Annotated in this window: 12 protein-coding genes; all 12 read left to right on the forward strand. The window is 39.4% G+C overall.

The genetic code is table 11. The features are described 5' to 3' along the window. Positions 1-273 precede the first annotated feature (273 nt). Positions 274-480, forward strand: coding sequence for a cold-shock protein (locus Q7J67_03495; GenBank protein MDO9464341.1), 207 nt, complete (start codon positions 274-276; stop codon positions 478-480). A 138-nt stretch (positions 481-618) separates the two neighbouring features. Beyond that, complete coding sequence (gene trpC, locus Q7J67_03500) at positions 619-1401, forward strand: indole-3-glycerol phosphate synthase TrpC (protein MDO9464342.1); 783 nt, start codon at positions 619-621, stop codon at positions 1399-1401. Continuing rightward, the gene (gene trpB, locus Q7J67_03505) at positions 1398-2588 is read left to right on the forward strand and encodes a tryptophan synthase subunit beta (protein MDO9464343.1); all 1191 of its coding nucleotides are present in this window, start codon (positions 1398-1400) and stop codon (positions 2586-2588) included. The genes trpC and trpB overlap by 4 nt, the downstream gene beginning before the upstream one ends. Further along, the gene (gene trpA / locus Q7J67_03510) at positions 2585-3388 is read left to right on the forward strand and encodes a tryptophan synthase subunit alpha (protein ID MDO9464344.1); all 804 of its coding nucleotides are present in this window, start codon (positions 2585-2587) and stop codon (positions 3386-3388) included. Before trpB ends, trpA begins: the two co-directional genes overlap by 4 nt. Positions 3389-3403: 15 nt before the next feature. Next, complete coding sequence (locus tag Q7J67_03515) at positions 3404-4648, forward strand: competence/damage-inducible protein A (GenBank protein MDO9464345.1); 1245 nt, start codon at positions 3404-3406, stop codon at positions 4646-4648. A gap of 72 nt (positions 4649-4720) precedes the next feature. Continuing rightward, positions 4721-5233: an RNA 2',3'-cyclic phosphodiesterase gene (gene thpR / locus Q7J67_03520; GenBank protein ID MDO9464346.1), complete on the forward strand. Its 513-nt coding sequence runs from the start codon at positions 4721-4723 to the stop codon at positions 5231-5233. A 71-nt stretch (positions 5234-5304) separates the two neighbouring features. Beyond that, the gene (recA, locus tag Q7J67_03525) at positions 5305-6315 is read left to right on the forward strand and encodes a recombinase RecA (GenBank protein MDO9464347.1); all 1011 of its coding nucleotides are present in this window, start codon (positions 5305-5307) and stop codon (positions 6313-6315) included. Between the two features lie 2 nt (positions 6316-6317). Next, entirely contained in the window at positions 6318-8564 is a 2247-nt protein-coding gene (locus Q7J67_03530) for an MFS transporter (protein ID MDO9464348.1), read from the forward strand. A gap of 13 nt (positions 8565-8577) precedes the next feature. After that, positions 8578-11184, forward strand: a complete 2607-nt coding sequence (gene alaS / locus Q7J67_03535; protein MDO9464349.1) for an alanine--tRNA ligase — start codon at positions 8578-8580, stop codon at positions 11182-11184. Continuing rightward, positions 11177-11605, forward strand: coding sequence for a Holliday junction resolvase RuvX (gene ruvX, locus Q7J67_03540; GenBank protein ID MDO9464350.1), 429 nt, complete (start codon positions 11177-11179; stop codon positions 11603-11605). Before alaS ends, ruvX begins: the two co-directional genes overlap by 8 nt. A 12-nt stretch (positions 11606-11617) precedes the next feature. Continuing rightward, positions 11618-13195, forward strand: a complete 1578-nt coding sequence (locus Q7J67_03545; GenBank protein ID MDO9464351.1) for a tetratricopeptide repeat protein — start codon at positions 11618-11620, stop codon at positions 13193-13195. Positions 13196-13227: 32 nt separating this feature from the next. Next, a partial coding sequence (locus Q7J67_03550) for a DUF1565 domain-containing protein (protein ID MDO9464352.1) occupies positions 13228-13802 on the forward strand: 575 nt, incomplete at its 3' end.

The following is a 13802-nucleotide window of genomic DNA, read 5'->3' on the forward strand; positions in this document are numbered from 1 at the left end:
CACATTATGCACATAATTAACAAAAAGAAAAAGCTTGACCAAAAAGAAAAATTTACTACTACTAATTTAATATATCAAAAAAAACAAAAAGGGACATTTTGATTTTGTTAAAAAGGGGACATTTTTAATTTGTCTTGACAAGCATAAAAAAATAGCTTGACTTTTATTTTTTTTTTGTTATCATGCAAAAAGTTAGTAGGACAAGGAAAGTGATATTGAGGCGATAGTCTCTCATATTCTGTCCTCGAATAAACAAAAGAAGGAGTTCGGAAGATGGCTAAAGGTAAGGTAAAGTGGTTTAATGATGCAAAGGGTTATGGGTTTGTTACACCCGATGATGGAAGTGATGACTGTTTTGTGCATCATTCTGCTATTGAGGGCGCAGGATTTAAGTCCTTGGCTGAAAACGACGTTGTAGAGTTCGACATAGAGAAGGATGAGAAAGGTCGTAATAGAGCTGCAAACGTAAAAAAGCTATAAAAAATATAGACTAAGTTACGAATCCAATAGATAAACCCGTTCAGTTAAGAAAGTTAGCTGGACGGGTTTTCTTTTTTTGATTTTTCATCTGATTTGCATTATAATCCCTAGACGTAAATATTTAGTAAATTTTAACATATGATACTCGATAAAATAGTTGAAAATAAAATACAGGAAGTTAAGAACAGAAAAATAGAAGAACCTGTTATTGAGCTTAAGGAGAAAATCGCTACTTCTGCTAAACCCAGGGATTTTATATCAGGTATTTCAAAACACGGGAAAATGAATCTTATTGCTGAAATTAAGAAAGCATCTCCTTCCGCAGGAGTCATAAAAGAAGATTTTTCTGTAGAGAAAATTGCCGAAGCCTATAAAATTGCAAAGGTAGATGCAATTTCTGTTTTAACGGATGAAAAGTTCTTTCAAGGAGAGATAAAATACCTAGATATGGCTAAAAATGTGATTGATGTCCCAATTTTGAGAAAAGACTTTATTGTAGATGAGTATCAAATATATGAGTCAAGAGCATATAAAGCAGACGCAATTCTCCTAATAGTCCGAATACTTGAGAGATCGCAGCTTGCAGATTATCTTGCTATGGCTAATGAACTTGGAATGGCTGTACTTGTTGAAGTTCATTCCGAAAGGGAACTTGAGCAGGCTCTATACTGCAATGCAGAAATAATAGGAATAAATAACCGTGACCTTGATACTCTGGAGGTTGATATTGAAACAAGCCTCAGAATAAAAGGGGAAGTTCCTGAGGATAAGATTGTTGTAAGTGAAAGTGGAATAAGAACAAGAAATGACGTTAAAAAACTTTCTAAATATGGTATACATGCTATACTTGTTGGAGAGATATTGATGAGAGGCGATAACATAGAATCTGAAGTAAGAAAATTAATTGGGAAAGAGTTATGAAATTACCTGATAAGCACGGTCGCTTTGGAGAATTTGGCGGCATGTTTGTGCCTGAAACTGTTATGCCTGCACTCTTGGAACTTGAAAAAGCTTATTTATCTGCAAAAAAAGACAAAAGCTTCCAAAAAGAATTAAATTATTACCTGTGTGAATATGCAGGTAGGCCTTCACCTCTATATTTTGCTCAAAGACTCACCAAAAGACTTGGAGGCGCAAAGATATACCTTAAAAGAGAGGACTTGCTACATACAGGGGCGCATAAGATTAATAATACTCTGGGACAAGTACTACTTGCCGTAAAAATGGGGAAAAAGAGAATTATTGCAGAAACTGGCGCAGGACAACATGGGGTTGCAACAGCAACTGCTGCGAGTATGTTCGGGCTGGAATGTGAAGTGTTTATGGGCACAGAAGATATCCAGAGACAGGCTTTGAACGTCTTCAAAATGAAGCTCCTTGGAGCAAAAGTTACACCTGTAACCTCTGGAAGCAGGACGCTCAAAGATGCTACAAATCAGGCAATTAGAGATTGGGTTACAAATGTCATGACCACACACTATGTTATTGGCTCTGTTGTAGGTCCCCATCCATATCCAATGATTGTGAGGGATTTTCAAAAAGTTATTGGTAAAGAGACCAGAAAACAAATTCTCAGGATTGAGAAAAAATTACCTGACTACATTGTAGCATGTGTTGGCGGAGGAAGTAATTCCATAGGGATTTTTTATCCGTTCATACCTGAGAGGAAAGTTTCTCTTATTGGTGTGGAAGCTGCAGGGCTTGGCATTAAAACAGGCAAGCATGCTGTAACACTGGGAAAAGGGACGGTAGGTACGCTTCATGGAAGTATGAGTTATCTCTTACAAGATAGTAACGGACAGATAAAAATAGCACATTCAATTTCTGCAGGGCTTGATTATCCGGGAGTTGGCCCAGAACACAGCTTTTTGAAAAAAACAGGCAGAGCTGAATATCATTCCATTACAGATAAAGAGGCTCTGGAGGGATTCAAGCTGCTTTGCAGGACAGAGGGAATTATTCCTGCGCTAGAGAGCGCTCATGCAATCGCTTATGCAAAAAAACTTGCGCCTAAACTCAAGAAAAACAAGACAATTATAATCTGTCTTTCCGGCAGAGGAGATAAAGACGCAGACACAGTAGCAAAGGTGCTGGGAGTAAAACTGTGAACAGAATAGAAAAGGTATTTCTTAATCTAACCAAAACAAATACAACAGCCTTCATTCCTTTTATAACTGCAGGTGATCCAACCCTTGCTATAACAAAGAAACTGGTTTTCGCATTTGAGAAAGCCGGAGCTGATATTATTGAACTTGGCGTTCCTTTTTCAGATCCGCTTGCAGATGGTCCTACAATACAACAGGCTTCTGAAAGAGCGCTTAAAAATGGAGTTTCGCTCCAAACTGTGATAACCCTTGTCAGAAACATTAGAAAGAAAAGCAGTATCCCTATTATCTTAATGGGATACTATAACCCCATATTTAAATATGGGGTTAATAATTTTGTAAAAGACTCTATAAAAGCTGGTATTGACGGAGTTATTGTCCCTGATCTTCCCCCAGAAGAAGCTTTTCCAATCTATAATAAAACGAAAAATTCTTCTCTTGCTATAATATTCCTTGCTGCTCCTACAAGCACAGATGATAGAATTAAACTAATTGCTAAAATGACAGAAGGATTTATTTATTATGTGTCCCTTACTGGTGTAACTGGGACTAGAGGTATGTTGTCAAAAACAATTGGGCAGAATGTATTAAGGATTAAGAATCTCACTTCCAAACCAGTTTCTGTTGGTTTTGGTATCTCTACACCGCAGCATGCAAAAAAAGTTGCATCATATGCTGATGGAGTGATTATAGGAAGCGCAATAGTTAAGTTAATTGAACAAAACCTCAATAAGCCAGACCTCCTTAGTAAAGTTACCTCTTATGTCAAACAAATGGTAGCTGCAACAAAAGGAGCAAGGTAAAGATTACAGGTTGAAATGTCTGCGGAAATTATTACTGTTGGAACAGAGCTGCTCACAGGCAGCACTATCAACACAAATGCATCATATCTTGCAGAAAAACTTACCTCCCTGGGTATAGAAACTTGTTTCCAGACATCTGTTGGAGATAACTATCCTCATCTGGAATCAGTGCTTTCTGAAGCAATTAAACGCTCAGAAGTAATTATTGTTACCGGAGGGTTGGGCCCAACTGTAGATGACATAACTAAACAAGCTGTCTCTAGTGTTCTAAAAACTCGTTTGGTATTGGAACCCAGCATCCTCTCAAAGATAGAACGGTTCTTCAAGGATAGAAAAAAGGAAATACCCTCTAACAATTATAATCAAGCTCTTATTATCAGAGGATCTATGATTATTAATAATGAAACAGGAACAGCTCCCGGCTTAATTATTGAAAGAGACAAAAGCACCATCATTCTGCTTCCTGGTGTTCCAAGAGAATTAAAACAAATGTTTGAACATACTGTTTCTAAATATCTCGAAAAAAAATACAGTAAAAATCTTGTCATTAAATCTCAGACATTAAGAACCTTTGGTCCTGGAGAATCAGATCTTGACGAAAAAATTACACATATTACAGAAAAATATTCAAATCCATGTATTGCATTTTTGGCCCATACTACAGAGGTGGATATAAAAATAACTGCAAAGGCTGGCAATCAGGGCATTGCTGATTCCTTGATAGCAGATGTGGAAACTCAGATAAGAGATTGCCTTGGAGACTGTGTGTTTGGCGCAGAGGATGAAACAATGGAGAAAATTGTTGGAGCTATTTTAACACTGCGAAATAAAACAATTGCTGTTGCTGAATCATGCACTGGAGGGTTGATCTCTAATCTCCTAACAAATGTCTCTGGAAGTTCAGCATATTTCATTGAATCTATTATTGCTTATAGTAATGAAGCAAAAATCAGATTGCTACATGTTTCTTTACACACAATTGAAGAATTCGGAGCAGTAAGCTCCCAGACAGCAAGCGCTATGGCAAAAGGGATAAAAGAACTTGCAGGTACTGATTACGGTCTTTCAGTAACAGGAATAGCAGGACCAACAGGCGGAACTTCAGAGAAACCAGTAGGCTTGGTTTATATCGGACTTGCGCATCAGAATGGAGTAGATACCTCAGAACACAAGTTTTTTGGAACCAGAGACATTATTAAACAAAAAGCTGCACAGACTGCATTGGACATACTAAGAAGACATCTTATAAATCAAACATAAAATAGGATAAATATCATCCGAAGCTTTATTTCTATTAACATTCCGGCTAAAATTAGGAACAGACTAGGAGAGATTCAGGATTACTTAAAAAAAGCTAACACAGGCCTACAGCTTGCGAAACTGGAAAACATACATATTACCCTGAAATTTCTGGGCAATGTTCCTGTTGAGAGCATAAATGACATTCAAGACGCAATTAATGGAAGTGTCTCAGGATTTGAGACATTTTCAGTATCTTTTGAGAAGACGGGTGCCTTTCCAAATCCAGAATATCCAAGAGTAATATGGGTTGGTATAGAAAAAGGCAGAGAGGAGCTTTCTCTTCTAAATACTAAAATAAAAAATTCACTTTCCATGTTTCCCCTGCATCAAGAAAATCGCAGATTTCAACCGCATCTTACTATTGCAAGAGTCCATTCTGGCAAAAACCGCAATAAGCTTGTAAATACCTTAGAAGAATTAAAAAATATTAAGCTAGGTGAAATGCTTGCAGAAGAAATCTGTCTGATGGAAAGCATGCTTAAGCCTCAAGGCGCGCAGTATAACATCTTAAAGACCTTCCCTCTAAATCATCTAAATAAATAAAATCTTTCTAATTTTCCTAAAATGTGGTAATAAAAATAGAATAAAATATTAATTTTAAGGAGGGAATAGTTATGGCTGATAAAAAAGCCCCGGAAAAGGACGGTGCACTTGAAAATGCAATGGCTCAAATAGAAAAATCGTATGGGAAAGGATCTATAATGAGATTAGGAGAGGAATCCGCTGCTATTGATATTGATGTAATACCTACAGGCTCAATAGCTTTGGACACAGCGCTTGGTGTAGGAGGCATACCGCGTGGTAGAATAACGGAGATATATGGGCCTGAGTCATCAGGGAAAACAACGCTGGCTCTGCATATTGTTGCCAATGCACAAAAGGCTGGCGGTATGGCAGCGTTCATAGACGTAGAGCACGCTCTTGACCCAAAGTATTCCAAGGTTCTGGGTGTTGATTTAGACAGTCTCTTAATCTCGCAGCCTGATAGCGGGGAACAGGCATTGGGCATTACAGAAACCCTTGTCAGAAGCAATGCTGTAGACGTAATAATTGTAGATTCAGTAGCTGCTATGGTTCCACGCGCAGAGATTGAAGGAGATATGGGAGATTCGCATATGGGGCTTCAGGCGCGGCTTATGTCACAGGCTCTGAGAAAACTTACTGCTGTCATAAGTAAATCAAAGACATCTGTTATATTCATTAATCAGATACGGCACAAAATAGGAGTTTTTTTCGGCAGTCCTGAGACTACTACGGGTGGAAATGCTCTTAAATTCTATGCGTCTGTAAGACTGGATATTCGCAGAATAGCAACAATCAAGAAAGGCGAAGCAGCAGTAGGAAGCAGAGTCAGGGTAAAAGTTGTTAAAAATAAGGTTGCTCCTCCATTCAGACAGGCAGAATTCGACGTTATGTATGATCAGGGTATTTGCAAAGAGGCAGGGATCCTTGATATGGCAATTGAGCATAAATTGATTGAAAAAGCAGGTGCATGGTTCTCTTATAATGAAGAGAAAATAGCTCAGGGCCGCGAGGGCGCAATCAGATATCTGGCAGAAAAGCCTGATCTTAGAGATAAGCTTGAAAAGCAGATAAGAGAAAATGCTGGGTTAAAGACTGTCTGAAGATGCATGCAAAATTAACTGACGCGGAAAAGATCCGCCTTTTGCCGTGGAGTATTGCCCACAATGCGGCAAATAATGTCTTTGCCTATTTTACTGTATTTGGCTCTGTGTTTATTCTGTTTTTAAATGAACTCGGCTTACCCAAGACCCAGATAGGATTTCTTCTTTCCCTCTTTCCTTTTTGCGGCATTTTAGCTTTATTCATTGCTCCGACGATTGCGCACACAGGTTTTAAGCGCACATTTATCATTTTCTGGGGACTGAGAAAACTTGTCATAGCTTTTTTGCTTTTAGCTCCATGGATTTTGTCGCGGTTTGGAATTCATGTAACCTTTATTTATATGGCTGGAATTCTATTGGTCTTTGCCATCTGCCGGGCGATTGGAGAGACGGCATACTATCCATGGTTCCAGGAGGTCGTACCAGATTCAATTCGCGGTAAATATACTGCTATAGACAACATATTTATTACTCTGACCGGTTCTCTGGCTATCGCAGTTGCCAGTTATGTGGTAGGACGCTCTCTGGGTTTGAGCAGATTCATGATCCTGATTGGGGCAGGTGTGGTTTTTGGCCTAATTGCGGTATGCTTCGCATCCTTTATCCCTGGAGGAGCACCAGTTCGTGACACTGCTGCAAAAACAGCACATTTCAAGCAAATGATGAATGTGCTACACGACAGGAACTTTCTTTTTTATAATGGCGGCATAGGAGCAGTAACAGTGGTTTCTGTAGGACTGTTATCATTTGTTCCTTTGTTCATGAAAGAACAGGTAGGGCTTAGTTCAAGCAATGTTGTGCTACTGCAGATCGGGACCCTATTTGGGGGGTTACTCTCCGGTTATTTATGGGGCTGGTCCGCTGATCGTTATGGGAGTAAACCCATAATGCTTTCAGGTCTGCACTTGATGGTTTTGCTTCCTGTATGCTGGTTGTTGATGCCAAGACATAGTGCCTGGAGTAGTTCGCTTGCCATGAGCATAGCATTTCTCGGCGGGGCGGCTAGTATAGGTTTGATGATTGGGAGTGGTAGGCTTTTGTATGTCGGTGTTGTTCCCACACAGAAAAAAACAGAGTATATGGCGGTATACTATGCATGGATTGGATTGGTAGGTGGCTGTAGTCAACTGATTGCCGGACGATCTTTGGATTATTTCAAAGGAATGGGAGGTAATTTCTTCAATCTAACGCTTGATCCTTATACTCCCCTCTTTGTTGTGAGTTTTATATTACTTATTGTGGGAGCACTGTTAATAAGACAGGTGCGAGTTGATAGTGATATGCCGACAGGAAAATTTGCATGTATGTTTCTTCATGGAAATCCATTTGTGGCAATCGGGTCTGTGGTAAGATTTTATTTGGCCAAAGAGGAGGGCGCCAGAGTATCAACGACCGAACATCTCGGCGAAGCAAAGAGTCCGTTAAACATTGATGAACTTCTCCATGCACTCTCTGATCCCAGTTTCAATGTCCGCTATGAAGCCATTATTTCAATTTCCCGAACGCGTCCAGATGATAGACTAGTCAATGCTTTGATTCAGGTTCTTAGTGGCGATAACCCTGATCTTAGTATTGCTGCTGCCTGGGCGCTTGGCAGAATTGGAGACAAGACGGCAATTGAGCCGCTTCATAAGACTTTAGTATCAGGATATCCATTGCTTCAAGCCCGCAGCGCCAGGGCACTGGCGACTCTGGACGATGCTCAAGCTATCCCTTTGCTGCTTGAGCGCTTCAAAAATGAGCCGAATTGCGGCCTGCGTATAGCTTACGCCTCAGCTTTAGGAACACTTAGAGCAACCGAAGCAACTGATGGGCTATTAACTCTCCTGCAGACATTACAGGATGAGTGTAACAGAATGGAGCTAGCTCTTGCTCTGGCGCGTATTGTTGGAAATGAGCACTACTTTGTTCGACTTTGGCGTCGGCCGCGTTCGGAAATAGGAACTGCTGCCTCACAAGCCATGCTTTCCTTGAAGAGGAGAATAAAGAAGTTTCATAGGGACAGCGATAATTTCATGACAGTGCTTGATGACTGTGCGGAGGCTTTGGCGGAAAATGACTTACAGCGTGGAACGACATTATTGAGCGACGTAATTGACAATTTACCTGTGAAAGAGTTTGGAAAGACTTTTGCGGCTATTCTCAAAGATTGTGCAGAGCGCCTGGATGAATTCGGTGCTTCACGTATTGAGTATTTAATTCTTTCCCTGCACACGATAGATGCAGCATTGAACTCTGTCAAGAACTAAGGTATAAGGGATTATGCAAAGTAAAAAAATTAGAAAATCCTTTTTGGAATTCTTTAAGAACAAAGCTCATACTATTCTTCCCAGTGCTTCGTTGATTCCTGTGCAAGACGAGACACTGCTCTTTACAAATGCAGGGATGAACCAGTTTAAGGATGTATTTCTAGGTCATGGCTCACGTAATTACAAACGCGTGGCAAACTCTCAAAAATGCATAAGGGTCAGCGGGAAACATAATGATCTGGAAGATGTTGGACATGACAGTCATCATCATACCTTTTTTGAAATGCTTGGTAACTGGTCATTTGGTGATTATTTTAAGAAAGAAGCAATTAGTCTGGCATGGGAGCTGCTTACTGAAGTATGGAAACTGCCAAAGGAAAGACTCTGGGCAACTGTATATAAGCCGGATGAAGAATCCTTTAATTATTGGAAGACTGAAACAAATATTGATACCAGCCATATTCTCCGCTTTGGTGAAAAAGAAAACTTCTGGGATATGGGAGAGACTGGTCCATGTGGGCCGTGTTCAGAAATACATATTGATTTAACTGAAAATGGCTGTAATAAATCTTTAATCAACGCCAATAATCCAGATGTCCTGGAGCTGTGGAACCTGGTGTTCATACAGCATAACCGCAGAGAGGATGGGTCGTTGGAGGAGCTGCCTTCCATGCATGTGGATACTGGCATGGGACTCGAGCGTATATCAAGAGTATTACAAAACGTAAGCTCAAATTATGATACTGACCTCTTTAAACCTATTGTTGAGGCTGTATGCGAAATCTCAGAAAAATCATATAGAGATAAATATGTTGTATCAATACAGGTAATTGTTGATCACATCCGTGCGTTGGTATTTGCGATAGCAGACGGAGTAATGCCCTCAAACGAAGGAAGAGGATATGTGCTCAGACGGCTTATAAGAAGAGCCTCAAGAAGGGGAAACGTGCTCCAGCTTAATCAGCCCTTTTTATACAGACTGGTTGGTTCCGTTGTAAATATTATGAAGGATGCATATCCTGAGCTGGAGACGCAAAGAGAGCATATAAGCCTTATACTTAAGAGCGAGGAAGAGCGCTTCCAGAAAACACTCCTGCAGGGAATAAACCTATTTCAAGAGCTTGTTAAATATGTTAAAAAAGATAAGAAAAAGCTCATCAGCGGAGAGAGTGCATTCAGGTTATACGATACATTCGGTTTTCCTATTGATCTTACCTGCGAAATGGCAAGAGAGCAGGGGCTTAAAGTGGATATAGAGGAATTTAATAGGGAAATGGCTAAACAAAGACAACGAAGTATTTCGCAAACTCCACTAGTTTCAAGGGTTACTGTTTTTAAACAAAGCACTCTGTTTACTGGATATAGTAAGTATTCTGATAAGGCGCAGATATTATGTATTCTAAAAGGTGGCAAAAAAACTGATAAAGCAAAACAGCAGGATGACATTGAGCTAATACTTGATAAAACATGTTTTTACGCTGAATCCGGAGGCCAGATTGGAGATACAGGCGTAATTTCCAGAGAAGATTGCGACATACAGATAAAAGATACTTATAAAATATCTGATACGTTTATTCACAAAGCTAAAATTTCTAAAGGCACAATCAAAATTGGTGATAATGTGACTGCATCTATTGATATAGCCAGACGCATGAGAATTGCAAAACATCACAGTTCAGCGCATCTTCTTCAATATGCGCTTCGCCAGGTTCTTGGCAAACATATCCAACAGGCTGGATCGTGGGTTGGAGAGAAAAGAATGCGATTTGATTTCAACCACTTTAACGCTGTTAGTAATGATCAGCTTAATAGCATTGAAGAAATTGTAAACCAAAAGATTATGGAACTTGTTGAGGTAAAAACCTTTAATACCTCTATGAAAAAAGCTAAGGAGCTTGGAGCTATTGCCTTATTCAATGAGAAATATGGGGAGACAGTAAGGGTTGTCCGGATAGGTGATTTTAGTGTAGAGCTCTGTGGAGGAACGCATGTAAAAAATACAGGAGAAATAGGATTGTTTAGAATAATCTCTGATAGTTCAATTGCTTCGGGGGTAAGAAGAATTGAGGCCTCATGTGGTGAGGCTGCATATAATATTATGAAAGAAGAGCAAGAAATTCTTGCGGAAACTTCTCATCTCTTACATGCCCCCGTATCTGAAATATCAAGCAGGGTAGCAACACTTATAAAAAATCATAAAGAGCTTGAAAAACAAAGCAAAAAATTTAAAAGCAAACAGGTAATGACAAATATAGATGATTTCATCAAGAAAGCCATTACAGTAAATAATGTAAAACTAGTTTCTGCGTCTCTGAAGAATATGGGGCATGAGGCATTGAGGGACATCGCAGATGTATTAAAAACAAAGCTGGGCTCATCAGCCGTAGTAGTACTCGGATCTGTAAAGAAGAATAAAGTATGCCTTGTAACAGCAGTGACTTCTGATCTTGTGTCTAAAGGTTTGCATGCTGGAAGGATCATTAAAGAGATTGCGCAAATTACTGGTGGTAGTGGTGGTGGTAGGCCAGACATGGCACAGGCAGGAGGAAAGGACGTATCCAAGCTTGATCAAGCTTTAAAACAGGTTCCTGAAATAATACGAGAAGGAATAAATGCGTAGAATCCTCGGATTGGATATTGGAGATAAGCGGATAGGAGTTTCGGTAAGTGATGAGTTAGGCATAACAGCACAGGGGCTTGAAAATATCCATAGAGAATCCGATGATCAGGCTATAAAAGAAATATGTAACCTAGTAAATCAGTTACATATAGAAGAAGTTATTGTTGGAATGCCTAAAAATATGAATGGCACTCTTGGTCCGCAGGCAGAAAAGGTAATGAAATTTTCGAAAGCGATAGCTTCTTCAGTACGTATTCCGATTAAACACTGGGACGAGCGATTAACGACTGTTATTGCACAAAGAAGTCTTACGGCTTTAAATGTAAAAGGCAGAAAAAAGAAGAAGAAAGTTGACAGGATTGCAAGTCAGCTCATTCTCCAGGGATATCTGGACAATAAATCCCTAAAGAGCAAGCAGTAATAAGTGCTGGACATGAATAACCGCAAATATATTCTTATAATCATTCTTGCAGGAATAGCCGCATACCTAACCTCTTTCCAGAACAGCTTTGTATGGGATGATATTGGTCTAATTAGCATAAATCCCTATATAAAAAGCTGGAAACATATTGGAGATCTTTTTACCTCCTTCCTCTACCATAAAACTGGTGAAGGTGGAATCTTTTACAGGCCTATTGTCTCGCTTTCATTTCTGATAGATTACAGCATATGGAAAGAGAATCCTGTTGGATATCATCTGACAAATCTCCTGCTTCATATTTTAAACGCTATTCTGCTATACAAAATAATCTTCTATATGTTCAAAGAGGAAAAGATGGCATTTTTTACAGCTCTTCTCTTTCTTGTACATCCAATTCATACTGAGGCTGTTACATATATATCTGGCAGAGCTGATCCAATAGTAACCTTATTTATGCTCTTCTCATTACTCCTGTTTATAACATATGCCCCTCAAAACAAGTTCTGGGGCATGTTTTATGCTATTACTTTCTATATATTTGCCCTGCTCACAAAAGCATACGCTATAGTCTTCATCCTACTTATTGGGGCATATGGACTTTGTTTTAAGCCAAAGATTAAATCACGGCATTATCTGATATTTTTTGTAATTTCATTAATTTATGGGCTAGTACGGCTGGCTCTGTTAAAGAATGAGACTGGAGTGTTTCTATTCAAACAAAATATGAACATGCCTCATCTTTTACTGGTTATAAGCAGATCGTTTGCCGAATACATAAGGTTTCTTCTATTCCCAATAAACCTACATTATCAGAGAGAGCTTCACATGCCTCATTCAATCTTCCAGCCAATTGGAATACTATCAATTCTTGTACCTCTTGCATTTATTCTTTTTGTCATCATTTTTAGAAAGAAAAGACCTGTTCTCTTTGGCTCAATATGGTTTATAGTAAGTCTTATTCCGTATCAAAGCGCTCTGCAATTAAATGCAACAGTAGCAGAGCACTGGCTATACTTTCCTTCAATAGGTTTCTTCCTTGTTGTCTCAAGTCTTTTGACGTCCCATGCAAAAAATATAAAGTATCGACATGTTTTAAATATAGCTCGTTATACTTTTCTTGTATTGATGGTTATTGCTGGAATAGTGCTTACTAATTCCGAGAGCCGTCATTGGAAGAATGAAATTACTTTATATAATTACATATTAAAATTCAGACCGAATGAGCCAAGGGTTCACAATAATCTTGGCAATGCATATGCAACAGAGGGAAGGCACGAGAATGCCCTACTGCATTTCAAAAAAGCACTTAAAATCGCACCAGGTTATTCTACTGCTTATTTTAATATGGGAGCTGTATATCTAGAAAAAAAACACTTTTATACAGCTGCTACACAATTTCAAAAAGCACTAACCTTGAATCCATCTTATACAAAAGCCCGCTTATATCTGGCAGATACATATAATAGATTAGGCCTGGCGTATTACAAGCAAAAGAATTATCCAAAGGCCAGAGAATTATGGGTAAAAGCCTTGAAGATTTATCCTGGATATTCCGGAGCAAAAAAGAATCTTGAGAGATTAAGGAGGTAAGACACTATGATTAATAACACAAAGGAGAAGAAATGTTGAAAAAACGGAAATACTTTCCGAACGCACCCGAATCCATGGGCAAAAAATATTATGTAGCGCAACACCATCCCAAAGCAGCGGATACAAATCCGGGCACGGAAAACCTTCCCTTCAAGACCATCTCTAAGGCGGCTTCTGTCGTTGATATGTACGATACAGTCATTATCGGTGCTGGGACATATCGTGAACAGGTACCCCTTGTGCGGCATGGGCACCTATATATCCCTGAAAGTTTGATTACCTTCAAGGCTGTTCCTGGCACAGAAGTTTATCTGAAGGGCTCAGATGTTTTTGATACCGAGTGGCAAGCTATTGGCCGTGGTGTCTACAAAGCAAAACTGCCGAAATTCCTGTTTGAGCAGGGGACTTACAATCCCTACGAGTTGAGCGGTGTGATAGATGAACCGGGGAAAGTTAGACCTGTTAAAGGAGAAAGATTGCAGGAAACACTCGGACAGATTTACGTAGATGGCGAAGCTCTTGAACAGTCAGATAGTTTACAGAGTGTGAAGAACACTCCAGGATCATTTGTTGTTTCAGCAGACGGTAAAGAAGTATTTGTGCACTT

It is taken from the genome of bacterium (assembly GCA_030652805.1).
Taxonomy (GTDB): Bacteria; JAHJDO01; JAHJDO01; order JAHJDO01; family JAHJDO01; genus JAHJDO01.

Bases quoted from the DNA above. Each gene is read 5' to 3' on its own strand.
- Q7J67_03495 (MDO9464341.1), top strand. From the start codon at position 274: ATGGCTAAAGGTAAGGTAAAGTGGTTTAATGATGCAAAGGGTTATGGG.
- trpC (MDO9464342.1), top strand. From the start codon at position 619: ATGATACTCGATAAAATAGTTGAAAATAAAATACAGGAAGTTAAGAAC.
- trpB (MDO9464343.1), top strand. From the start codon at position 1,398: ATGAAATTACCTGATAAGCACGGTCGCTTTGGAGAATTTGGCGGCATG.
- Q7J67_03515 (MDO9464345.1), top strand. From the start codon at position 3,404: ATGTCTGCGGAAATTATTACTGTTGGAACAGAGCTGCTCACAGGCAGC.
- recA (MDO9464347.1), top strand. From the start codon at position 5,305: ATGGCTGATAAAAAAGCCCCGGAAAAGGACGGTGCACTTGAAAATGCA.
- Q7J67_03530 (MDO9464348.1), top strand. From the start codon at position 6,318: ATGCATGCAAAATTAACTGACGCGGAAAAGATCCGCCTTTTGCCGTGG.
- alaS (MDO9464349.1), top strand. From the start codon at position 8,578: ATGCAAAGTAAAAAAATTAGAAAATCCTTTTTGGAATTCTTTAAGAAC.
- ruvX (MDO9464350.1), top strand. From the start codon at position 11,177: ATGCGTAGAATCCTCGGATTGGATATTGGAGATAAGCGGATAGGAGTT.
- Q7J67_03545 (MDO9464351.1), top strand. From the start codon at position 11,618: ATGAATAACCGCAAATATATTCTTATAATCATTCTTGCAGGAATAGCC.